This is a genomic window from Streptomyces pluripotens, from assembly GCF_000802245.2.
Classification (GTDB): Bacteria; Actinomycetota; Actinomycetes; order Streptomycetales; family Streptomycetaceae; genus Streptomyces; species Streptomyces pluripotens.
This window is the reverse complement of record NZ_CP021080.1, coordinates 5,020,266-5,043,361: the sequence shown is the minus strand read 5'-3', so window position 1 is coordinate 5,043,361 and position 23,096 is coordinate 5,020,266. Positions and strand designations below refer to the sequence as shown.

The following is a 23,096-nucleotide window of genomic DNA, read 5'->3' as shown; positions in this document are numbered from 1 at the left end:
GGCGGGCACCCGACTGAGGTCACTCCTACTGTGGCCATGAGTCAGATGCGCCGTACCTCCGGAGGCCCCCATGCCCCTGCACTCCTCCCTCATGCGCGGTCTCGCCATAGCGGCGGCGACCGGGGCTCTGCTCACCAGTGCCGCCCTCGCGCCCGCAGTCGCGGACGACGGCGGGGGCGACGCGGGCGCCGGGATCAGTCGGCACGACGGTGGCGTGCGGAGCGATCAAGGGGACCCGGGAGACCGGGGCGACCGGGGCGACCGGGGCGACCGGGGCGACCGGGGCGACCACAGCGGCTCCCGCCGCTACCGGGGAGTCGTCACCGCCAGGGGCGGTGTGTGGCTGCGCGACCGTCCGGACCGGGGCAGCCGACGGATCCGGTTCGTGGAACGGGGCGAGGTCGTCTCGATCTTCTGCAAGGTCTCCGGTCAGAACGTCCGCGGCAATCCGCTCTGGTACCTGCTCACGGACGGCACCTGGGCCTGGGGAGCGGCGCGCTACATCGACACCATCGGGCCCGCGCCACGCTGGTGCTGACGCGAGCGAGGAACAACGCACACAAGACGTCCTCTTTAGGTAGGTTCCGGGCATGACCAAGGCCGGAACCACCGTGACGGCGGCCCGGGCTCCCGCACCCGCTGCACGCCGCCCTCGGCGCCGTGGCATCGAACTCGCCCTGATCGTGCTGGCCGTCCTGCTGTCCGTGTACGGCTACTGCGCTGCGGGGCTGGCGCGGACCGGCACCGTGCCGCCCGACGCCCTCGGCTACGGCGCCGGGATCGGTGCGCTCGCCCTCTTCGCCCACCTGGCGGTGCGGATCCGGGCCCCGTACGCCGACCCCCTCCCCCTGCCCATCGGCGTGCTGCTCAACGGGCTCGGGCTGGTCCTGATCCACCGGCTGGACCTGGAAACTCCGGGTGACCGTGCGGCCCCGACCCAGCTGGTGTGGTCCACGCTCGGGGTGGGCCTGTTCATCGTGGTCGCCCTGCTGCTGCGAGACCACCGGGTGCTCCAGCGCTACTCATACGTCTGTGTGGTTGCCGCCCTGGTCCTGCTGCTGCTTCCGATCCTCTTCCCGGCGGTCAACGGCGCCCGGATCTGGATTCGCATCGCCGGGTTCTCCATCCAGCCGGGCGAGTTCGCGAAGGTGCTGCTCGCGGTCTTCTTCGCCGCCTATCTGGCGGACAACCGCAACGCACTCGCGTACACGGGCCGCCGGCTGTGGCGGATGCAGTTCCCGACCGGGCGCGTACTCGGCCCGATCATGACCATCTGGCTGCTGAGCGTCGGCGTCCTGGTCCTGGAACGCGACCTCGGCACCTCGCTGCTGTTCTTCTGCCTGTTCGTGGTGCTGTTGTACGTCGCCACCGGCCGCACCGGCTGGATCGCGGTCGGACTGCTGCTGGCTGTGCTCGGCGCAGTCGCCGTCGGCCATCTGGAGCCGCATGTGCACGGGCGGATCGAGGACTGGCTGCACCCGTTCGCGACGATCGAGGCCGGGCAGGGCCCCAACCAGCTCTCCCAGTCCCTGTTCGCCTTCGCGGCCGGCGGTGTTCTCGGCACCGGCCTCGGGCTCGGACACTCCCTTCTCATCGGCTTCGCCACCAAGTCGGACTTCATCCTGGCCACGGCCGGCGAGGAGCTGGGCCTGGCCGGACTCACGGCGATCTTCCTGCTGTACGCCTTGCTGGTGGAACGCGGCTACCGGGCCGGACTCGCGCTGCGTGAACCCTTCGGCCGGCTCCTCGCGGTCGGGCTCGCCTCGATCGTCGCGCTCCAGGTGTTCGTCATCGCGGGCGGGGTCACCGGACTGATCCCGCTGACCGGCATGGCGATGCCGTTCCTCGCCCAGGGCGGCTCCTCTGTCGTCACCAACTGGGCGATCGTGGCCCTGCTGATTCGGGTGAGCGACGCGGCCGGGCGCCAGCACGAAGGGCAGGAGGCTCCGTGACCGAGTACGGCGGTGGGCGGCCGATGGCCCGCTACATCCGGCACGCCTGTGCGTTCTGCGCGCTGCTGCTGGTGGCTCTGCTGGTCAACGCCGCACGCGTGCAGGTGGTGCAGTCCCGTGCGTACGACGCCAACCCGGCCAACCGCCGCGCTTCGATCGCCCGTTACGCCCAGCCGCGCGGCGACATCCTGGTGGGCGGCGAGCCGGTTACCGGATCCGTGGACACCAGAGAGCAGCTGCGCTACGAACGCAGCTACCGGGACGGCCCGTTGTACGCTCCGGTGACCGGCTTCGCCTCCCAGCTGTACGGCTCCACTCTCCTGGAGCACGCCGAGGACGGGGTACTCTCCGGGACCGATCCGCTGCTGGCGCCGTTCCCGCTGTGGAACGACGTGACACGCAGTCAGAGCCCCGGCGGGGACGTGGTGACGACCCTGAACCGGGCGGCGCAGGAGGCCGCGTTCCGGGGGCTGGCCGGGCGCAAGGGCGCGGTGGCCGCGATCGAGCCGGCCACCGGTCGGGTGCTGGCTCTGGTGTCGAGTCCGTCGTACGACCCCTCGGTGCTGTCCGGGAACGGGGAGGCGGTGGGCTCGGCATGGGCGCGGCTCAACCACGACCCGGAGAAGCCCATGCTCAACCGTGCGGTCCACGAGACGTATCCACCGGGGTCGGCGTTCAAAGTGGTCACTGCGGCAGCGGCGTTGAACGCGGGGCTGGTCACCGACCTGGACGCACCGACGCGCTCCCCCGACCCCTATCGGCTGCCGGGCACAACCACCCGGCTGACCAACGAGGGCGACGGCTGTGCGGACGCCTCACTGCGGGTGGCCTTCGAGTGGTCCTGCAACACGGTGTTCGCCAAGCTGGGTGTGGACGTGGGGGTGCGGGACATGACGGCCATGGCGCGGGCGTTCGGGTTCAACGACTCCGGTGTGCGCCTTCCCTTCGCCGTCTCGCCCAGCACGTTCGACCCTCGGGTGGACAAGGCGCAGCTGGCGCTGTCCTCGATCGGGCAGTACAACACGCGGGCCACTCCGTTGCAGATGGCGATGGTCGCGGCGGCCGTCGCGGAGGGTGGCCTGCTCAGGTCGCCGTACCTGGTGGAGCGGACCACTCGCCGGGGAGGGGAGACGGTCGCCGGGAGCGGGACGCATCCGGTCCGGCAGGTCATGCTGCCGTCCACGGCGGTACGGCTGAGGGAGCTGATGACCGATGTGGTCCGGGAGGGCACCGGCACCCGGGCGGCCATTCCGGGCGCCACGGTCGGCGGCAAGACCGGCACGGCCCAGCACGGTGTCGGCAACTCCGGCGTGCCGTACGCCTGGTTCATCTCCTGGGCGCAGGCCGACAGCGCCATGAACCCGCAAGTGGCGGTCGCGGTGGTGGTGGAGGACGCCTCAGCGAACCGGGGCGAGATCAGCGGCGGGGGCGACGCGGCGCCCATCGCGAGGGAGGTGATGCGGGCCGTGCTCGGCCGGTGAGCCCCGGCCGCATCGCCCACCTCGGGGCGACGACGAGGGCATGGACACGCCAGAACGCTACTGCACCTGGGCGAGCGGACCGGCACCGCACCCGGCACCGGTCAGTCCTCCGTCGCACCGGTGTCGATCGCCTCCCGCACCTCCGCCACCCGTGCCCGCTCCTCCTCCGCGAACCGTTCGGCGTCCAGCTGCTCGGCCAGCTCCTCGTCCTGGGCCATCAGCAGGTCCAGGTTGGCGTCGCCCAGCTCGAAGACACCCAGGTCGGCGTAGGCCTGCTGCAACCGCTTGCCCCACAGGCCGATGTCCTTGACGCAGGGCACGATCCTGCTGAACAGCAGCCGCCGGAACAGTTGGAGGAACTCCGAGCGCTCGCTCAGCGCCTCCGCCTCGGCCTTGGGGATGCCGAAGTTCTCCAGCACCTCCACCCCGCGCAAACGGTCGCGCATCAGGTAGCAGCCCTCGATGACGAACTCCTCGCGCTCACGCAGTTCGGCATCGGTGAGCTGCTTGTAGTAGTCGCGCAGCGCCATCCGACCGAAGGCCACGTGCCGGGCCTCGTCCTGCATCACATAGGTCAGTATCTGCTTGGGCAGCGGCTTGTTCGTGGTGTCCCGAATCATGCCGAAGGCTGCCAGCGCCAGGCCCTCGATCAGCACTTGCATGCCCAGGTAGGGCATGTCCCACCGACTGTCGCGCAGGGTGTCGCCGAGCAGCGCCTGAAGATTGTCGTTGATCGGGTAGACGAGACCGATCTTCTCGTGCAGGAACCGGCCGTAGACCTCGGCGTGCCGGGCCTCGTCCATGGTCTGGGTCGCGGAGTAGAACTTGGCGTCCAGGTCCGGCACCGACTCCACGATCCGCGCCGCACAGATCATCGCGCCCTGCTCGCCGTGCAAGAACTGACTGAACTGCCAGGAGGCGTAGTGGCGGCGCAGCTCCCCCTTGTCCTTATCGGTGAGTTTGTCCCAGTACGAGGTGCCGTACAAGGACATCGCTTCCTCGGGTGTGCCGAGCGCGTCGTACGGGTCGACCTCCAGCTCCCAATCGATGCGCTTCTGCCCGTCCCACTGCTTGTCCTTGCCCTTCTGGTACAGGGCGAGCAGGCGGTCGCGGCCGTCGGCGTACTCCCAGCTGAAGCGGGCGGCACCGGTCGCGGGCACGCGCCAGGGGGAGTCCTTCGGATCGTTGGCGTAGAGGTCATGGGTCGACATACCTCGCAGGCTCACACGTAGACGCGAAGTCAACAAGTCCCGCGCAAGGGATTGACGACCTTGCTGACAAGCAGTCTCATAAGAGGCAGGATGATGTACCCCCGGGTAACGAGGTGAGGGAGCCATGACGACCCTGACGGAAGCGGACGCGCTGGACGGACTGCGCGACGCGCTCGGCCTGCTCAAGGACCGGGAGCAGGTGGCCGAACGGCTGCTCGTCTCCTCCGCCAAGCACTCCTTCGACCCGGACAGGGAGCTGGACTGGGACGCGCCCTTCGAGGAGGGGAAGTGGTTCTGGCCCCCTGAGCTGGTGTCGCTGTACGACACCCCGATGTGGCAGCGGATGAGCGAGGAACAGCGGATCCTGCTCTCCCAGCACGAGGCGGCGGCGCTGGCCTCGCTCGGCATCTGGTTCGAAATCATCCTGATGCAGCTACTCGTCCGGCACATCTACGACAAGGCGGCGACGAGCGCGCACGTGCGGTACGCCCTCACCGAGATCGAGGACGAGTGCCGGCACTCGAAGATGTTCGCGCGGCTGATCACCCACGGGGGCACGCCCTGGTACCCGGTCAGCAGGGCTCACCGGCACCTCGGCCGCCTCTTCAAGACGATCTCCACCACGCCCGGCTCCTTCACCGCCACACTGCTCGGCGAGGAGGTCCTGGACTGGATGCAGCGGCTGACCTTCCCCGACGAGCGGGTCCAGCCACTCGTCCGGGGCGTCACGCGCATCCACGTGGTCGAGGAGGCCCGGCACGTCCGGTACGCCCGCGAGGAACTGCGGCGCCAGATGGTGACCGCCCCGAAGTGGTCCCAGGAGTTCACCCGGGTCACCTCCGGCGAGTTCGCCCGCGTCTTCTCGGTGGCCTTCGTGAACCCCGACGTGTACACGAACGTCGGACTGGACAAGCGGGAGGCCATGGCCCAGGTGAAGGCCAGTGCGCACCGCAGGGAAGTCATGCAGACGGGCGCGAAGCGGCTGACCGACTTTCTGGACGACATCGGGGTGCTCCGGGGAGCCGGACGGCGCCTGTGGAGGTCGTCCGGGCTGCTGGCGTAGGCACAACCGAGGCGAGGACAGCACGGATGGAGGCGCTCGCCCCGCGACCGGGGCGGCCGTGACCGATTACGCTGCGGGCCATGACCCCGTCGGCCGCCACCCCTGCCTACCGTCGCCTCAGTGTCGAGGAGCGACGCAGTCAGCTCCTCGACACCGCGTTGTCCCTCTTCGCGCACCGCGCGCCGGAGGACGTCTCACTCGATGACGTAGCGGAGACGGCCGGGGTCTCGCGTCCACTGGTGTACCGCTACTTCCCCGGTGGCAAGCAGCAACTGTACGAGGCCGCCCTCCGGTCGGCCGCCGAGGAGCTCCGGCAGTGCTTCGACGAGCCCCGCCAAGGTCCGCCGCTGTTGCGGCTGTCCCGCGCCCTGGACCGCTATCTGACCTTCGTCGACGAGCACGGCACCGGTTTCAGCGCGCTGCTCCAGGGCGGCAGCGTGGTGGAGACGTCCAGGACGACCGCCATCGTGGACGGCGTGCGCCGGGCCGCCGCGGAGCACATCTTCGGCCATCTCGGCGTCGTCGACCCGGGTCCCCGTCTGCGCATGACCGTCCGCATGTGGATCACGGCCGTGGAGGCGGCCTCGCTGATCTGGCTGGACGAGGACAAACAGCCCCCGGCCGGGGAACTGCGCGACTGGCTGGTCGAGCAGTTCGTGGCCGTCCTCACGGTCACCGCGGGCCGTGACGCGCAGACCGCCGCCCTCCTCGGCACGCTCGCCGGGGAAGGATGAGACTGGAGCGGTGAAAAGCCAGGACACCCCCTTCGAAGGCGGCCCGATGGACGGGCGTGTGCTACCCGTCCTGCTCGGCCCGACCGGGCACCCGCCGAAGACCTACCGCATCCCCGTCCCCGACCCCCGGGGCGGGCCGCCGACCGTGCTCGTCTACCGCCGGGTGCCCCGCGGGCACAGCCGGAGACTGGGACTGGTCCAGGGCTGGAAGTACCGGTACGACCCCGATGACACATCCGGCGGAAAGCTCAGGTGGCCCTGGTCGAAGCCAGACGCCACGCCGTCCGGCAACCCGGATGACGCGCGCGGGTGACAGGGTTGCGCCGAACCGCGCACGCTCGGCGCGCGGACCGCGCGGACACGTCTGATGCTCGCGGTGCGGAGGGAGACGGAGGGCCCGTCCTCCCCGCACCGGAGGTGATGTCGTGTCAGGAGTACTTCTACGCCTGGCCGGTACGGCCGCGGTGGCGGCCCAGGTCGTGGTGGCGGCCGTACCCGCGGTGGCGGTGTCGACGGGGCTCACGCCCACGGCGGCCGTGGCCGCACCGGACCCTCAGCGGCCGGTCTCCCAGTTGCTGACGGACCTTCAGCAGTTGTACCGGCAGGCCGAGCAGGCCACCGAGACCTACGACGCCACCGCCGAGGAACTCAAGCGGCAGCGCGCGAAGGTGACCCGCCTCGACGGAGAACTGTCCCGTGCCCGCCTCGCCCTGCAGGGCAGCCGCACCGCTGCCGGGCGGCTGGCCCGGCAGCAGTACCAGAACAGCACCGGCCTCGGCCCCTATGTCCGCCTCCTTTTCGCCCGGGACCCGCAGCACGCCCTGGACGAGGGGCACGTCATCGGCGAGCTGGCACGCCAACGTGCCCGCACGGTGGCCCGGCTGGCCGCCACCGAGAAGCGGGCGGACGCCCTGGCCCGAGCTGCCCGCAAGGCCCTCGACGCCCAGCTCACCCTCGCTGGCCGGCAGCAGAAGCAACGCGACGACGTACGAGCCAGGCTGACGGACGTGGAGCGCTTGCTGGCCTCCCTCACACCCGAGCAGATCGCCGCGGTCGCCCGCTTGGAGCAGCAGGGGGTCACCACGGCCCAGCGGCGGCTCACCACGTCGGGGGCCCTTGCCGGCGACCACCCCGCCTCCGCCGCCGGCGACCGCGCGGTCCGCTACGCCATGGACCAGGTCGGCAAGCCCTACGAGTGGGGCGCGGAGGGACCCGACTCCTACGACTGCTCGGGGCTGACCTCCCAGGCCTGGGGCCACGCCGGCTCTCCGATCCCCCGGACCAGCCAGGAGCAGTGGGAACAGCTCGACAGGATCCCGCTGAACGAATTGCAGCCGGGTGACCTGGTGGTGTACTTCCCCGAGGCGACCCACGTGGCGATGTACGTGGGGGACGGGAAGGTCGTCCAGGCGCCACGCCCCGGCGAGGAGGTCAAGGTCTCTCCCTTGGCGTCCTATCCGGTACTCGGCGCCGTCCGCCCGGACGCACCCCGCGCTGTTCAGCCCAGCGACGCCAGGTAGGCGGCCGTCTTGTCTGGGTCGAAGAAGAAGTTCTCGAAGTCGGCAGGGTCGTTGAATGCGTTGGCGAACCGGTCTGCGACCGCAGGCAGTTGACCGGCCGCGCCGAGAAGGTTGAGGACGTGCTCGGGCGGCGGGGCCAGCATCGCGTTCGTCCACTTGGTGACGTGCTGAGCCGTGGCCCAGTAGCGGTCGAACGTGGCGCGCATCCACTCCTCGTCGAACGGTTCGTCCGCCCGCTCCAGGATCGACGCGAGGTACGCGGCCGCACACTTGGACGCGGAGTTGGAACCCTGCCCGGTGATCGGGTCGTTGGCCACGACCACGTCGGCCACTCCGAGCACCAGGCCACCGCCGGGCAACCGGCCGACGGGAGTGCGGACGGTCGGCGCGTAACGGCCCGCCAATGTGCCCCCGGCATCCGTCAGTTCGACGTTCTTCGTCCGCGCGTACTCCCAGGGCGTGAACGTCTCCATGAGTTCCAGGGTCAGGGAGAGGTGCTCCGCCGGGTCCTTGACGCCCTTGAAGACGTCGAGCGGGCCGCCGGGTATGCCCTCCCAGAACAGGATGTCGGCCCGGCCTGACGTGGTGAGCGTCGGCATGACGAACAACTCGCCCACACCGGGCACCACGTTGCAGCGGACCGCGTCGAACTCGGGGTGCTCCGGGCGCGGGCCGAGCCCGTGGACGTAGGCCACCGCGAGGGCGCGCTGCGGCTCGGTGTACGGAGAACGCTCCGGGTCCCGGGCGAACATCGACACCAGTTCGCCCTTGCCCGCGGCGACCAGGACGAGGTCGTAGGCGCGGGAGAAGTAGTCGAGGTCGCCGACGGCCGCACCGTGGATGACCAATTGGCCGCCGCGCTGGGCGAAGGTCTCCATCCAACCGGCCATCTTCACCCGCTGGTCCACCGACTGGGCGTATCCGTCCAGCCTGCCCACCCAGTCGATCGCCCGCTGGGTGGGCCCCGGGTCGTGCGAGCCGGGGGCCGCGACCGAGACACCGAGCCCCGTGATCTTCGGGGCCTGGGACTCCCAGAAGTTCAGTTGGAGATCGCGTTCGTGCTGCAGCGCCGTGTCGAACATGCACTGCGTCGACATGACCCGGCCGGAGCGGATCTCCTCCGCGGTCCGGTTCGACATCAGAGTGACCTCGTAGCCGTGCGACTGCAGGCCGAGGGCGAGCTGGAGTCCGGACTGGCCGGCTCCGACGACGAGTATCTTCCGCATGCGGGTTACTGGCTCCTCACTCAGGACTACTCGGGGGTTTCGTCCAGCGCGTGGCCCACCAGGGCCAGAAGGGTCTCGATCACCGGGATCCGTCGCCGCGCATCCATGATCATGACAGGGATGTGCGCGGGTATCGTCAGTGCCTCCCGGACGTCCTCCGGCTCGAACCGTTCGCTGTCGTCGAAGTGGTTGACCGCGACGACGTAGGGCAAGCCACAGCTCTCGAAGTAGTCCAGTGCCGGGAAGCAGTCCTTCAGGCGGCGGGTGTCGGCCATGACGACGGCACCGATCGCACCGCGCACCAGGTCGTCCCACATGAACCAGAACCGCTGCTGTCCCGGCGTGCCGAACAGGTAGAGGACCAGGTCGTCGTCGAGCGTGATGCGGCCGAAGTCCATGGCCACCGTGGTGGTGAGCTTGCCCGGGGTGGCGGACAGGTCGTCGGTCCCCTCACTGGCCTCGGTCATCAGCGCCTCGGTCTGCAGAGGCGTGATCTCCGAGACGGCGGTGACCAGCGTGGTTTTGCCGACGCCGAAACCCCCGGCCACTACTATCTTCGTGGCGATGGGGGCCCTGGCAGGGTCCGTCTGCCAGGATTTGAGGTCCTCGTCGGGCTCGGTGACGAGGGGGGCGACGCCGGTGGCGTCAGAGACGGCGGAGTCCACTCAGCACCCTTTCCAGCAGAGCGCGGTCCGGGCGGCCGGTGCCATGACCGGTTCCGGTGCCGTACACACGGATCTTTCCCTGGTCCGCAAGATCGCTCAGGAGCACGCGGACCACGCCGAGCGGCATCTTCAGCAGCGCGGCGATCTCGGCCACCGTGCGGATACGGCGGCACAGTTCGATGATGGCACGCATCTCCGGCATGACCCGGGTGGTGACGGGCCCTTCCCCGCCGCCGAGGGCGCGGCCGGTGGCCCCCGTCAACTCCCGGCGCTCCCCGGCAGCGTCGAGCGCCGCCGGGACGACCGTGCTGCCCACGAACGTCTCCACGAGGAGGACGTGGCCGAAGCGCGTGCGTCCACCGGTGAGCGAATAGGGGCGCACTCGGGCGGGTTTGCGGTCGCCGCCACGGACCGGGAGCTGCCGCTTGCCGGCCGCGCCGTTCATCGGGCGCTCCCGGCGGGCCGGGACTCCAGGGAGTGTCTGAGTTCGGAGCGGAGTTCGGGGGTGAGGACATGGCCGGCGCGGCCGACGAACAAGGCCATGTGGTACGCCACCACACTCATGTCACATTCCGCGGAACCGTGCACGCCGAGCAGCGAGCCGTCGCTGATCGACATGACGAACAGGCTGCCTTCCTCCATCGCGACCATGGTGTGCTTGACCCCACCGAAGTCCAGCAGTTTCGCGGCGCCCACGGTGAGGCTGCCCAGGCCGGAGACGATGGTGGCGAGGTCCGCGGAGGAGCCGCGGGGGCCTTTGCGCTTGGCCTCGCGGGTCTGGCGGGCCTCCTCGGCGTGGCCCGGCTCGGACGAGAGCAGGAGCAGGCCGTCGGAGGAGACCACGGCGACGGACTGGATGCCGGGTACCTCCTCCACCAGATTGGTCAGCAGCCAGTGCAGGTTTCGGGCTTCACTGCTCAGTCCGTAGGTACTGGAGGTACTGGGCGCGGTCAACTGCTTGCCTCCTCGGCTGTGCCCCCCGTGGTTTCTTCGGCGTGTGCGTGGCTGGTCGGCCGCTGGTTGTTGGCCGTCTGTTCCGCGATCTCCGTCTCCACGTCGCGGTAGCCGGCTTCCGCCCCCCGGCGGAAGCCTCCGAGCCTGCGGCGCAGGGCGTCCGCGTCCACGCCGGCGCGGGGCCGGCGGGGCGGCGGGGCCGCTGCGGTGATCTTGGGGGTGCGCTTGGGCAGGCCCTTGCTGGTGACCGCCTCAGCCTCACCCTCGGTGTCCGGCTCCTCTCCCGTGCCACGCGTGCGGCCTTCGACGTCGGACGGGGGTGACGCCTGGTGGGTGTCCTCCCCACCGGTGTCTTCTGGGCTCCCGGTGCCACGCGACGGGGTCCCCGCCGGCTCTGCCGGGGCGAGGTCCGGGGCCTGGCGCGGGGTCAGGTCCTGCCGTGGGCCCGGGTTGTGCTGCGGGACGTCCGCCGGTTCCTTGGCCGGGGCCGGGAGCAGGAGCTCCATCGTCGTCTCGGCACTGGTCTCCGCCGGGGCCTTCGGGCGGGTCTCGGCATCCTCGGCATCCGGCTCGGCCTGCGCGTGCACGGCGTGCTCCGTCGGGCCGTCGCCCGCGTCCCGCGCTCCGTGCCCAGCCGGTCCGGCGGGGACTTCCCCTGCCGGCCCACCGTCCGCGTCCTCCACCGCGCGCCCGGCCGACCCGTCGGAGACGGCCTCGGCCTCCTCCACTGGAACAGCGGAGGCGCTGCGTACCGCACGTTCTGCAAGGGCCACCAACAGGTCGTCCGGTTGGGGCCGGGTGTGCAGGACGTTGGAGTTGGCCTCGGCGTCAGCGCCGGGGAGGGAGAAGGTTCCCGTGGTACCCGGTCCCGCGGCCTGGTGCGGGACGGTCGGCGCCGGCCCCTCGGCGAGCAGCGTGGCCGGGAGGACCACGACCGCCGCGACACCGCCCTGCTTCTGCTCGCGCAGTTGCACACGGACACCGTGACGGTGGGCCAGCCGGGCGACCACGTACAGGCCGAGACCGAGGCCCGACTCGGCCTCGTGGTCGTAGGGGGACTCGGGGTCGAAGTCGGTGAGACGTGCGTTGAGGCCGTCCAGGCGGTCCCCCGCCACGCCGATGCCCTCGTCCTGGACCGACAGCATGACCTCGCCGGACTCCAGGAGCCACCCGGATACCTCAACGGGGAGCTCCGGCGGGGAGAACGAGGTGGCGTTCTCCATCAGCTCGGCCAGCAGGTGGGAGAGGTCGTCGGCGGCGAAGCCGGCAAGGTGCGTGTGCGGGGGGAGCGCGGCGATCCGAACGCGCTCGTAACGCTCGATCTCGCTGACCGCCGCACGGACGACGTCGACCAGCGGGACCGGCCCGTGGTGCTGCTGGACGTGCTCGGTACCGGCGAGGACCAGGAGGTTCTCGCTGTGCCGACGCATGACCGTGGCGAAATGGTCCAGCTTGAAGAGGGTGGCGAGGCGGTCGGGGTCCTGTTCCCGTTCCTCCAGGCCCTCGATGACCGCCAGCTGGCGCTCGACCAGGCCGAGGGTACGCAGGGCGAGGTTGACGAAGGTGGATCCGATACCGGCGCGCAGGCGCTCAAGCTGGGCCGCGGACTCGGCGAGGTCGGCACGGAGTGCCTCGCGGGCGTCGGCCATCTTCTGGCGCTGACCGACCAGGTGCTTGCGGTCGGTCTCCAGGGTGGTCACGCGTTCGTGCAGGGTCGCGGCGTGCGCGTGCAGGGCGTTGACCGACCGGACCACCTGCGCGAACTCGTCGTTGCGGCCTGTGAAGGTGATGGGTTCCTGGCTGGCCGGGTCCTCGGACTCGGCGAGGCGGGCCGAACCGCGGCGCAGAACCGACAGGGGGCGGGTCAGGGTGCGGGCCATGGCGGTGGCGATGCCTATCGCGACCAGCAGCAGCGCACCGAGGACGGCGATGCGGACCTCCAGCGCGGTGACGTCGTCGTCCCGGAGCTTCGCGAGGTCCTTGGTGCGGTGGTCGTACAGCGCGGACTCGGCACCGCGCATCAGGTCGACACGGGCGGAGAGAGCCGCGTCCAGTTTCTTGGTGCTCGTGGTCAACTCGCTGTCGGCCAGCGTCGGCTGGTCGGTGAGCGTGGCCAGATACTTCTCCGCGGAGTTGACCTCAGGGCCGGTGACTGTGGAGTCGTAGGAGCCCGCAACATCCTCGGGGGCGCTCTCGTGGAAGCCAACGAGGGCCGCGTCGGCGCGCACGCGGGCTTGTTGGGCGGCGGCCGTGAGGGCGTCCCGCTGCTTTGTGTCGGCCTCGGTGCTGGTGGTGACCGTGGTGGGCAGGCCCGTGATGGGGCTGATGACCGTCTGGGAGTTCGACGGGACGTTCAGTGCCGCCAGCAGCAGGCCCCGGGCGGCGGCCGACTGCTCCACGGCGGAGTCCAGTTCGGCGAGCGCCTGGGCGCCGGAGCCGGCTCTGGGGGGCATCTGCTCGGCCAGGCGCTCGGCGAGCCGGTGCAGTTCGGTGATGGTCGCGGAGTAGGCCTGATGGGTCTGCAGGGCGGTGGTCTTACCGGTGAGTGCGCCCCGGCGCACGACGGCGACACCGTCGAGGTCGCTGCGCAACCGGGCCGGAGTACCGGTGTCCGCCCGCAGTTCCCCGACCTGCCGGTCGACGCGGGCGCTGCGGTCCTCGGACGGCGCCTTCGTCTTGGGACGACCGGCCGCGATGTAGGAGGTGACCTCGTCGCGTTCGTCGGCGAGGGAGTGGGCCAGGGCGAGGGCGTCCTGGGTGCGGGCGGCCAGTGCCACCAGGTCCTGGGAGTCGCTGACGTCCTGGGAGGCGGTGAGCAGGGAGGGTGTGCCGGCCCCCGCGACGGCGGCGGCCACCACGGCGACGGCGGTGATCAGCCGGGTGCGCACATGGGTGGGGCGGCCGGTGCCCACGGGAGTCTGCTCAGCGGCCCCCGCGGGGGCCGTCCGCCTGCCTGTGCGCCGAGGCCGCTTTTTCTGCACCGGTGCTCGCATTCCTGAACTCGTCTGCTCAAGGGACCGGGTGGTGCCCCGTCATTTTGGTGCCAAGTGGTGCGAACACCCGGTTCGTACGGTCCCTGACCCTCCCAGCGCCGGTGGGCAGTGGTCGCGCATCACCTGACCCGCCACCCGAAGGAGTGAACATCGGAGGGGAGTTGGCGGGCAAGTTCCGTTGGCGCGTGCGGCGCTCTTGTGCGGTGGGCCGGTTGGACGCGCGCGGCAGGCTTTGGCAGGATTCGCCGCCACGCGTTCCCCGAGTGGACCATTCCTCCCAAACCAGGCGCACGAACTCGCCGGGTCACGGCAATTCACCGGCGCTTGCCAGCCTTTGGCGGAATGCGCGAGGTGTTCGTGCAGACTGGCCGAATGCGAACTGATCTCGTCTCGGACCCCGGTGACGCCGCCCGCCCCAACGAGGACTTCGCCGCCGTCGGACTACCCGCTTCGGGGCAGGGAGGTTGCGTGGTGGTCCTGGACGGCGTGACTCCGCCGAACGGCGAGACCGGTTGTCTGCATTCCGTCCCCTGGTTCACCGCGCGGCTCGGCGGCGCACTGACCGAACTGACCGTTTCCAGCCGAGATCTGACGCTCCCAGAGGTTCTCGCGCGGGCGGTCAGCCGCACCGCCGAGACCCATGCGGACACCTGTGACCTTTCTCACCCACGGACCCCGCAGGCGACGGTCGCCGTGACCCGCTGGTCCGCCGACACGGTCGAGTACCTGGTGCTGTCCGATTCCGTGGTGCTGCTGCAGGGCCCCGACGGCACGGTGACCCCGGTCCTGGACGGACGTCTCGCCCGGCTCTCCCGGTCCGCTCTCGCCACCGACGCGCTGGTGGACGCCACCCTGCGCAATCGGGAGGGCGGCTTCTTCACGGCCGCCGCCGACCCCTCAGTTGCGGCCCGCGCGGTCGCCGGCGTCCTGCCCCGCCGCGAGGTGCGGGCGATGGCGGCACTGACGGACGGCGCGACCCGCTGGACGGAGCGGTTCCGCGCAGGGGACTGGGCGGCCCTGCTGAGGGTGCTCGCCGAGGAGGGCGCCCGGTCCCTGGTCGACCGGGTCCGGGAGCTGGAGAGGGCGGACCGGGAGCCGCGGGCGTTCCTGGGACGCGCCAAGACGCACGACGACGCCACGGCGGTGTACGCGGAACTGTAGGGCTACTTCTCCATGACCGCGTTCAGTTGGTGCAGTAGCCGACCCAGTTCCGCGACCTCTCGGCGGTCCCAGTGGGCGAGCTGGCTGACGTACCGGGCGCGGCGGGCCTCACGAACCGTGCCGACCCGGCCGCGTCCCTCGTCCGTGAGGGTGACGAGCCAAGCACGGCCGTCGGCAGGGTCGGGTTCGCGGGCGATCAGGCCGAGTTCTTCCAGGGCTCGCAGTTGGCGGGACATCGTGGCCTTGCCGACACCGATGTAGGCGGCCAGTTCCGTGGCCCGCTGGCCGCCCAACTCGTCCAGGCGGATGAGCAGTCCGTAAGCGGAGGATTCCAGGTCGGGATGGACCTCCCGGGCCATTTCGCCCTGGTTGGCCCGGGCTCGCCGGAGCAGCACGGTCAACTCGCGTTCCAGCGCCAGGAATTCCTGGTCCGCACCACTGGGCGTCACCTGGTCGGTGTCGCGATGTGCGTCGCCGTTTGCGTCCTCGTGCACGTCAACACCCCTGATCGGTTTCGCGGTCATGAAAGTTTCTGTCGGTCCCGGTCATTGCCGCAGCTCCGTCAGTATTTCGCAGGCGTAGACCAACGGCAGCGGCCGGACCCCCTTCCCACGTCGTCATCTACGTGCGTAGCTTCTCTATCAGGCCATCAATGGCATGCTCACGTCTACCGCCGCCGGCGGCCCCGTCGGCGGTCCGGCGTCACCGGCCAAGGTCCCCCCACCCCGCTCCCCCGGAGGCACGTCATGCCCGTGCACAGCCCCGGCCCCTTCTCCCCACGAGTTCTCACCGTCCTGGTCACGGCCCTGCTCACGGCACTCGCCATCACCCTCCCCCGCTCCTCCGCCCAGGCCGCAACCGCACCCCGCCGCGGCTCCGCACACATGGGGATGGGCGTCCTCGCCCACGACGGGCAAGGCGGCACGCCCAGCATGGGGTACGTCACCCAGACCGAAGGTGTGGACGTCTCGGCCCATCAGGGCAACGTCGCCTGGTCAACCCTGTGGAACAGCGGGGTGCGCTGGGCATACACGAAGGCCACCGAAGGTACGTACTACACGAACCCGTACTTCGCCCAGCAGTACAACGGCTCCTACCAGGTGGGCATGATCCGCGGCGCCTACCACTTCGCGACCCCGGACACCACCAGCGGTACCACCCAGGCCAACTACTTCGTCGACCACGGTGGCGGCTGGTCCCGGGACGGCAAGACCCTGCCCGGTGTCCTCGACATCGAGTGGAACCCCTACGGCGCTACGTGCTACGGCAAGACCGCGAGCCAGATGGTCGACTGGATCGCCGACTTCCTGGACACCTACAAGGCCCGCACCGGAAGGGACGCCGTGATCTACACGGCCACCAGCTGGTGGACCCGGTGCACCAGCGACTACGACCGTTTCGCCTCCGCCGACCCGCTGTGGATCGCCCGGTACGCATCGGCCCCGGGGACCCTGCCGGCCGGCTGGTCGTACTTCACGATGTGGCAGTACACCTCCGCCGGCCCGGCCGTCGGCGACCATGACAAGTTCAACGGAGCCCTGGACCGGGTGCAGGCCCTGGCACGCGGCTAACCAAGACCCCGCGCCGTGTCCCCGCGGGGGCCCTCGTCCCCTGGCGTGACAGGCGGGGCACGGCCAAACCCGGATCGGCCGTGCCCCGGGCCCGCCGGGCCGCGCCGACGCGCTCCGGCCCCTGCCCACGGCCGGTCCACCAGGGCCCCGCTGCGGCCCTCCCCGCCCGTTGGTGCTCCGCGCCGCCCAGGATCATGCTGGTCAGGAGAGCCTGCCGAGCAAGGGCGAGATGAGCGGCGATGGAGCGACAGTCGACGTACACGGCCACGGCCACCATCGATGAACAGGGCATCCTCACGGGCTGGAGCGAGGGAGCCCAGCGGCTGCTCGGCTACGACTCCACCACGGTGATCGGACGACCCGCCACCACGCTCCTCGCCGCCGACGACGCGATGGCCCGGCGGGCTCTGATCGGACGGGAGCGCTGGAACGGCACCGTCCCGGTGCGGCACCTGGACGGCCGGTCACTGGAACTCGGCGTGCTCGCGCACCGCCGGACCTCGGACCGCGGAGACACCGACTGGCTCGTGGTGAGCGCCGTGACGGTCCGGGCACAGCAGCCTCGGGGCGAGCCGCTGGAGGAGTGGACGTTCCTCCAGTCCCCCTTCCCGCTGGCCATCTTCGACGCGGAATTGCGCCTGGTGCGCGCCAACCGTCGCATGGAACACGCCCTCGCCCTGCCCGAGGCGGCGATGCGCGGGCTACGTCTCCCGCACATCGTGCCGGGGACCGCGAGCGAGCAGACCAACCGGTCGATGCTGTTCGCGCTGGAGTCCGGACTCCCGCAGCAGTCGCGGCTCCGCCTCGGCCCGGAATTCGGCCAGACCAGCGTCCTGACCCCGCTGAAGGACTCCGGCGGACGGGTTCGGGCCGTCTGCCTGTCCACACAACAGCCCGCCGTGGGCGCCAGCGACCGGCAGCGCACACCGGGTCCGGCCGCCTCACGCGCCGACACGGTGGCCGACCGGACCCGGGCCGCACAGGAACTGGGTGAAGTCACCGTCCCCCGGCTCGCCGACGCAATGGCGGTCGATCTGTTCGACTCACCCCGGACCGAGGACGAGGAGGGCGAGACGGACCCGGCACCAACGGGCCCGGTGGTGCTGCGCCGCGCCACCCTGCGCGCGGTCCCTGACACCGAGGGGCTCGGCAACGGCACCGGGGTGGGCGACGCGGTCATCTGCCCGGCGGACTCGCCTCCGGCACACTGCTTGGCAGCGGGCCGTCCGCTTCTGTACGACACGACGGACCCGGCCGTCGCCGAGTGGGCCGCGCTCAACCCGGGTGCCGCGTGGCTACGCGCGTCCGGGGCTCGTTCGCTGCTGGTGGTGCCACTGCTCGCCCAGGACAGCACGCTCGGCGTCGCCCTCTTCGGGCGGCTCCCGGAGCGGGAGCGGTTCGGACCGGAGGATCTGCGGCTCGCCGAGGAGTTCACGACCAGGGCAGCCGCCGGCATCCGGCGGGCCCGCGCCCAGTCCCGGGCCCGCACCACCACCATGGCCCTGCAACGCAGCCTGCTCCCGCACCCACTGCCCGACCAAGGGGCCTTGGAGATCGCCACCCGCTATCTACCCGCGGCCACCCGGGTGGGTGTGGGCGGCGACTGGTTCGACGTGATCCCGCTGTCGGGGGCACGGGTGGCGCTCGTCGTGGGTGACGTGGTCGGACACGGCATCCGTGCCTCCGCCACCATGGGCCGACTGCGTACGGCGGTGCGCACTCTGGCGGACGTGGACCTGCCGCCCGACGAACTCCTCACCCACCTCGACGACCTGGTGCTGCGGCTGGCCGCCGACGAGGGCAGCTCGGACCCGGCTGCCGAGACCGCCGGCGGCATCGGCACCACCTGCCTGTACGCCGTCTACGACCCCGTCGCACGCAAGTGCATCCTGGCCCGGGCCGGTCATCCGCCGCCGGCCGTGGTCACCCCCGACGGCGCCGTCCGCTTCCTCGACGTGCCCGCCGGGCCACCGCTCGGTCTGGGCGGGCTGCCCTTCGAGGCCACCGAGACCGACCTACCCGAGGGCAGTCTGCTCGCCCTCTACACCAACGGCCTGTTCGAGGCCCGCGACCACGACATCGACGAGGCGCTGGACAAGATGTTCGCCGCACTCGGCCGCCCGGCCAAGTCGCTGGACTCCGTCTGCGACCGGGTGCTCACCGAGCTGCTGAGCCACCGGCCCGACGACGACATCGCCCTGCTGGTGGCCCGTACCCGGGCCCTACACGAGGACCGGGTCGCCTCCTGGGAGCTGGGCAGCGAACCCACCGTCGTCTCCCCCGCCCGCCGGTACGCCGGCGAGCAGTTGTCCGTGTGGGGCCTGGCCGAGGCCGCGTTCACCACCGAGCTGATGGTCAGCGAGTTGGTCACCAACGCCATCCGCTACGGCCGCCCGCCCATCCGGCTCCGGTTGATCCACCAGGACAGCACGCTGATCTGCGAGGTGTACGACTCCAGCGACACCACCCCGCACATGCGCCGGGCCCGGATCTTCGACGAGGGCGGCCGGGGCCTGCTGCTGGTCGCCCAGCTCGCCGAGCGCTGGGGCACCCGGCACGATCGGGTCGGCAAGACGGTGTGGGCGGAGCAGACGGTCGTGGGGTCCTGAGGTCGGGACGGTGCGGCCCCGCCCCGCCCCGCCCCTTTGCCGGCCTGGTCAGCGCATGGCGAAGGCCCGGGCCTCCCTCACGGAACCCGGGCCCCGCCTTTCCCGCGGCGTCCGTCACGCCGCCACGGGAACCTCCGGCGTCGCGCCGTTCGCCGCGGGCGCGAGCGCCAGCTCCAGGACCTGGCGGACGTCGGTCACGGCGTGGACGTCCAGCTTCTCCAGCACCTCGGCCGGGACATCATCCAGATCGGGCTCGTTGCGCCTGGGGATGATCACGGTGGTCACCCCGGCACGGTGGGCGGCGAGCAGCTTCTGCTTCACGCCGCCGATGGGCAGCACCCGGCCGGTCAGCGAGACCTCGCCGGTCATGGCCACGTCCGTGCGGACCAGACGGCCGGAGAGCAGGGACGCAAGGGCCGTGGTCATCGTGATGCCGGCACTCGGGCCGTCCTTCGGGACCGCGCCCGCCGGGAAGTGGATGTGTACCCCCCGGTCCTTCACATCGGCCACCGGCAACTCCAGTTCGGCACCGTGGCTGCGTAGGAAGCTCAGCGCGATCTGTGCCGACTCCTTCATCACGTCACCCAGCTGGCCGGTGAGGGTCAGGCCCGCTGCGCCGGTCTCCGGGTCGGCGAGGGACGCCTCCACGTAGAGCACGTCGCCACCGGCCCCGGTGACCGCGAGTCCGGTCGCCACGCCGGGCACGGCCGTCCGCCGCTCCGCCGGATCCTGGGCGGACTCGGGCACGTGGTGCGGGCGCCCGAGCAGGGCCCGCAGGTCACCGTCCGTCACGGTGAACGGCAGTTGCCGCTCGCCCAGTTCATGCTGAGCGGCTACCTTGCGCAGCAGCCGTGCGATGGACCGCTCCAAGGTGCGCACGCCGGCCTCGCGCGTGTACTCGCCCGCCAGCTTGCGCAGCGCGCTCTCGTCGATGGCGACCTCGTCCCCGGCCAGGCCGGCCCGCTCCAGCTGACGCGGGAGCAGGTGGTCCCGGGCGATGACCACCTTCTCGTCCTCGGTGTAGCCGTCCAGGCGGACGATCTCCATCCGGTCGGCGAGGGCCTCCGGGATGGCCTCCAGCACATTGGCCGTGGCCAGGAAGACCACGTCGGACAGGTCGAGTTCAACCTCCAAGTAGTGGTCCCGGAACGTGTGGTTCTGCGCCGGGTCCAGGACCTCCAGCAGGGCCGCGGCCGGGTCGCCCCGGAAGTCGGAGCCGACCTTGTCGATCTCGTCGAGGAGCACGACCGGATTCATGGACCCGGCCTCCTTGATGGCGCGCACGATCCGGCCGGGCAGCGCCCCGACGTAGGTGCGTCGGTGACCGCGGATCTCGGCCTCGTCCCGGACGCCGCCCAGGGCGACCCGGACGAACCTGCGCCCCATGGCGTGGGCGACGGACTCACCGAGCGAGGTCTTGCCGACACCGGGCGGCCCCACCAGGGCCAGCACGGCACCGCCCGCCCGCCGTCCACCGCCCTCGGCCGAGGTGCTTCGCGCCGCCCCCTGGTCGAACCGTCCGTCGATCACGCCCAGACCGCGCCCGCTGCGGCGCTTGCGCACCGCGAGGTACTCGGTGATGCGTTCCTTGACGTCCTCCAAGCCCGCGTGCTCGGCGTCGAGCACGGCCCTGGCCCCCCGGATGTCGTACGCGGAGACACTGTCATCGGTCCGCTCGTTCCACGGCATCTCCAGGACGGTGTCCAGCCAGGTGCGGATCCACGAGCCCTCGGGCGACTGCTCGGAAGCGCGCTCCAGCTTGTCGACCTCCTTCAGCGCGGCCTCACGGACCTTCTCCGGCAGGTCGGCGGCCTCCACGCGGGCGCGGTAGTCGTCGGGTTCCTCGGCGGAATCCTTGCCGTTCTCGCCGTTCAGCTCGCGCAGTTCCTTGCGGACCGCCTCCAGCTGACGACGCAGCAGGAATTCCCGCTGCTGCTTGTCGACGCCTTCCTGAACGTCCTTGGCGATGGTCTCGGCCACGTCCTGCTCAGCGAGGTGGTCACGGAGCTGCTGCGTGGCGAGCTTGAGGCGCTCCACCGGATCGGCGGTCTCCAGCAGTGCGACCTTCTGCTCAGTGGTGAGGAAGGGCGAGTAGCCGGAGTTGTCGGCGAGCGCGGAGACGCCGTCGATGGCCTGGACGCGGTCCACGACCTGCCAAGCCCCGCGCTTCTTGAGCCAGGTGGTGGCGAGCGCCTTGTACTCCTTCACGAGTTCCGCTACCTGCCCCGGCAGCGGATCGGGGATGCTCTCGTCGACGCGTGCGCCCTCGACCCACAGTGCCGCACCGGGGCCGGTGGTGCCCGCGCCGATGCGCACCCGGCTCCGGCCGCGGATCAGCGTCCCCGGGTCGCCGTCAGCCAGCCTGCCCACCTGCTCGACCGTGCCCAGCACACCGGTCTTGGCGTACCTCCCGTCGACGCGTGGCACCAGCAGCACCTTGGGCTTCCCCGGCTCGGACTGGGCGGCGGCCTGCGCGGCCTCCACCGCGGCCCGCACCTCGGCGTCGCTCAGGTACAGCGGAACCACCATCCCCGGCAGCACGACCTCGTCGTCGAGCGGCAGTACGGGCAGAACGAGCGTGAACGCCGTGGACTCAGCAGCCATGATCTCCCCTTTGGCAGTCAACTTGAGCTGTACAGACTCAATGCGTGGGAAACCGCGAATGTTCCCGGGTCCTTGTTCGCTGTGGGCGATCACCGCACAGCACGGGATCTGGGCAGGTGAGGCGGCATGGCCAGGCCCGATCCGCACCGCCCGCGGCACCGTGCGGCGGTCGGCGGCGCCGCGGCACCCCACCCCGGCACACCGCTGCCCCGCGCATGAGCGCCCGGGCGGGGAACCGGTTCCCGATCAGCTCCGGGGCACGCACCCCGCCGCACTCGGCGACCGCGGACCCGGGCAGCTGAACGACACGGAGGCAGGCTCCGGCGGCGCACCCGTCGGCGAGCCCCGCCCCGCCAGCACCCCGACGCCCACGGCAGCGCCGGAAGGCCGTCAGGCAGCCGGGGGGCCGTGGATCATCGGGACGCCGCGGACAGCGCCGCGTCGGGCCGCTGCGAGCGCCGGACCAACGGCCAGCTGACGACACCGATCGCGAAGGCGATGAGGTGGCCCCAGTTGGTCATCGGGTCCTGGAAGGCGAGCAGGTCGTCGAGGAGCACACCGCCGGTCAGGACGAGCAGCGGCCAGCGCATCCAGGGGGCGAGCAGCCCGGCCAACGCACCGGTGCTGGCGGCGACACCGAAGCTGATGCCGTAGTCCAGGCGGTGCAGCGAGGTCTCCGGCAGGTGCCCGGACAGTACCGCGAGGCCCACCGGAACCTCGGTGGCGAGGGTGGCCAGGACGTGCCCAGCCAGGAACACGCAGGCGGTCCGCACGCCGCCCGTCCTCCGTTCCAGGGCAGTGAGCACCACGACGAACGCGACCGTGTAGGGCGAGACGACCCCGCCCGCGGTCCACAACGCGCTCGCCAGCAGCACCAGTACGGGCGTGCGCACCAGGTGGGCCACATCCGTGCTGGAACCCTGTTGGAGGGCGTGGACGAGACCGGGATCGGCCAGGGCCGCGACCAGGGAGGTGACCCCCAGGACAGCCACGTAGCAGAAGGTGAACGGGGTGCCCGCCGGGGTGGGCAGCAGGCGCCACGGCCGCCAGCACCACGGCCGCAGTGCCCGCACGGCCGGCTCCGGCCCGGACGACGCTGCCCGGCCGGCAGCCGCGGCACCGCGCTGGCGCGGCACGCCGTCGAGCAGATCGGTCACCGCGGCGACCGGGACGGTGACGGCGCCGTCGTCGGGAAGGGGCTTGCCCGGCGAGGGCGGAGACAGGGCCTTCGCAGAGCCCGTCACGGTCCGTTCCACAGCAAGGCGCTCCTTCCGTCCCCCCTACCCTTGGCGTCCACCGGTCCGCTGTCTGTGACTGGCGCCACGCGGACGTGGATTCACGGAAACCTCTCA

The 23,096-nt window shown here is 71.2% G+C and carries 19 protein-coding genes; 10 read left to right on the top strand and 9 right to left on the bottom strand.

The window, feature by feature from the left end:
* Nucleotides 1-70: 70 nt before the first annotated feature.
* The 3 genes from LK06_RS22765 to LK06_RS22755 are packed head-to-tail and all read left to right on the top strand — an operon-like array spanning nucleotide 71 to nucleotide 3,433.
* Entirely contained in the window at nucleotides 71-538 is a 468-nt protein-coding gene (locus LK06_RS22765; protein ID WP_039651479.1) for an SH3 domain-containing protein, read from the top strand.
* Nucleotides 539-590: 52 nt separating this feature from the next.
* A complete protein-coding gene (locus tag LK06_RS22760; RefSeq protein ID WP_039651477.1) occupies nucleotides 591-1,952 on the top strand; it encodes an FtsW/RodA/SpoVE family cell cycle protein in 1,362 nt (453 codons plus the stop codon).
* 23 nt (nucleotides 1,953-1,975) lie between these two features.
* Nucleotides 1,976-3,433 carry a penicillin-binding transpeptidase domain-containing protein gene (locus LK06_RS22755; protein WP_174674000.1) on the top strand — a complete coding sequence of 486 codons (1,458 nt, stop codon included), beginning with the start codon at nucleotides 1,976-1,978 and terminating at the stop codon, nucleotides 3,431-3,433.
* Nucleotides 3,434-3,534: 101 nt separating this feature from the next.
* Here LK06_RS22755 and LK06_RS22750 read toward each other — a convergent pair whose 3' ends face one another.
* Nucleotides 3,535-4,644, bottom strand: a complete 1,110-nt coding sequence (locus tag LK06_RS22750) for a ferritin-like domain-containing protein (RefSeq protein ID WP_043434372.1) — start codon at nucleotides 4,642-4,644, stop codon at nucleotides 3,535-3,537.
* 124 nt (nucleotides 4,645-4,768) lie between these two features.
* On the opposite strand from LK06_RS22750, the gene LK06_RS22745 reads away from it, so the two are divergent.
* The 4 genes from LK06_RS22745 (at nucleotide 4,769) to LK06_RS22730 (ending at nucleotide 7,961) form a co-directional block, all read left to right on the top strand.
* The gene (locus LK06_RS22745) at nucleotides 4,769-5,707 is read left to right on the top strand and encodes an AurF N-oxygenase family protein (RefSeq protein ID WP_039651472.1); all 939 of its coding nucleotides are present in this window, start codon (nucleotides 4,769-4,771) and stop codon (nucleotides 5,705-5,707) included.
* 80 nt (nucleotides 5,708-5,787) lie between these two features.
* On the top strand, nucleotides 5,788-6,441 hold the full coding sequence (locus LK06_RS22740) for a TetR/AcrR family transcriptional regulator (RefSeq protein ID WP_039651470.1): 654 nt from the start codon (nucleotides 5,788-5,790) through the stop codon (nucleotides 6,439-6,441).
* Between the two features lie 10 nt (nucleotides 6,442-6,451).
* The gene (locus tag LK06_RS22735) at nucleotides 6,452-6,754 is read left to right on the top strand and encodes a hypothetical protein (RefSeq protein WP_039651469.1); all 303 of its coding nucleotides are present in this window, start codon (nucleotides 6,452-6,454) and stop codon (nucleotides 6,752-6,754) included.
* A gap of 112 nt (nucleotides 6,755-6,866) precedes the next feature.
* On the top strand, nucleotides 6,867-7,961 hold the full coding sequence (locus LK06_RS22730) for a C40 family peptidase (protein WP_043434369.1): 1,095 nt from the start codon (nucleotides 6,867-6,869) through the stop codon (nucleotides 7,959-7,961).
* Here LK06_RS22730 and LK06_RS22725 read toward each other — a convergent pair.
* The 5 genes from LK06_RS22725 to LK06_RS22705 are packed head-to-tail and all read right to left on the bottom strand — an operon-like array spanning nucleotide 7,940 to nucleotide 13,799.
* On the bottom strand, nucleotides 7,940-9,187 hold the full coding sequence (locus LK06_RS22725; protein ID WP_039651465.1) for a styrene monooxygenase/indole monooxygenase family protein: 1,248 nt from the start codon (nucleotides 9,185-9,187) through the stop codon (nucleotides 7,940-7,942). The genes LK06_RS22730 and LK06_RS22725 overlap by 22 nt on opposite strands.
* Nucleotides 9,188-9,213: 26 nt before the next feature.
* Nucleotides 9,214-9,852 (bottom strand): GTP-binding protein, encoded by a 639-nt coding sequence (locus LK06_RS22720; RefSeq protein ID WP_039651463.1) that lies wholly within the window; start codon nucleotides 9,850-9,852, stop codon nucleotides 9,214-9,216.
* Entirely contained in the window at nucleotides 9,833-10,297 is a 465-nt protein-coding gene (locus tag LK06_RS22715; RefSeq protein ID WP_039651461.1) for a DUF742 domain-containing protein, read from the bottom strand. Before LK06_RS22715 ends, LK06_RS22720 begins: the two co-directional genes overlap by 20 nt.
* Nucleotides 10,294-10,806, bottom strand: a complete 513-nt coding sequence (locus tag LK06_RS22710; protein WP_043434367.1) for a roadblock/LC7 domain-containing protein — start codon at nucleotides 10,804-10,806, stop codon at nucleotides 10,294-10,296. Before LK06_RS22710 ends, LK06_RS22715 begins: the two co-directional genes overlap by 4 nt.
* Nucleotides 10,803-13,799 carry a sensor histidine kinase gene (locus LK06_RS22705; RefSeq protein ID WP_174673918.1) on the bottom strand — a complete coding sequence of 999 codons (2,997 nt, stop codon included), beginning with the start codon at nucleotides 13,797-13,799 and terminating at the stop codon, nucleotides 10,803-10,805. Before LK06_RS22705 ends, LK06_RS22710 begins: the two co-directional genes overlap by 4 nt.
* 372 nt (nucleotides 13,800-14,171) lie before the next feature.
* Here LK06_RS22705 and LK06_RS22700 point away from each other — a divergent pair, with 372 nt between their 5' ends.
* Nucleotides 14,172-14,960, top strand: coding sequence for a protein phosphatase 2C domain-containing protein (locus tag LK06_RS22700; RefSeq protein ID WP_043433548.1), 789 nt, complete (start codon nucleotides 14,172-14,174; stop codon nucleotides 14,958-14,960).
* Between the two features lie 2 nt (nucleotides 14,961-14,962).
* Here LK06_RS22700 and LK06_RS22695 read toward each other — a convergent pair whose 3' ends face one another.
* Nucleotides 14,963-15,454, bottom strand: coding sequence for a MarR family winged helix-turn-helix transcriptional regulator (locus tag LK06_RS22695; protein ID WP_043433568.1), 492 nt, complete (start codon nucleotides 15,452-15,454; stop codon nucleotides 14,963-14,965).
* 252 nt (nucleotides 15,455-15,706) lie between these two features.
* Here LK06_RS22695 and LK06_RS22690 point away from each other — a divergent pair, with 252 nt between their 5' ends.
* Nucleotides 15,707-16,531 (top strand): lysozyme, encoded by an 825-nt coding sequence (locus LK06_RS22690; RefSeq protein ID WP_039651453.1) that lies wholly within the window; start codon nucleotides 15,707-15,709, stop codon nucleotides 16,529-16,531.
* A gap of 239 nt (nucleotides 16,532-16,770) precedes the next feature.
* Nucleotides 16,771-19,140 carry a SpoIIE family protein phosphatase gene (locus LK06_RS22685; RefSeq protein ID WP_043433549.1) on the top strand — a complete coding sequence of 790 codons (2,370 nt, stop codon included), beginning with the start codon at nucleotides 16,771-16,773 and terminating at the stop codon, nucleotides 19,138-19,140.
* A gap of 114 nt (nucleotides 19,141-19,254) precedes the next feature.
* Here the strand turns inward: LK06_RS22685 and lon are convergent, their stop codons facing one another.
* Nucleotides 19,255-21,744: an endopeptidase La gene (gene lon, locus LK06_RS22680; RefSeq protein ID WP_043433551.1), complete on the bottom strand. Its 2,490-nt coding sequence runs from the start codon at nucleotides 21,742-21,744 to the stop codon at nucleotides 19,255-19,257.
* 413 nt (nucleotides 21,745-22,157) lie between these two features.
* The gene (locus LK06_RS22675) at nucleotides 22,158-23,000 is read right to left on the bottom strand and encodes a rhomboid-like protein (RefSeq protein WP_078858847.1); all 843 of its coding nucleotides are present in this window, start codon (nucleotides 22,998-23,000) and stop codon (nucleotides 22,158-22,160) included.
* Nucleotides 23,001-23,096: the final 96 nt, after the last annotated feature.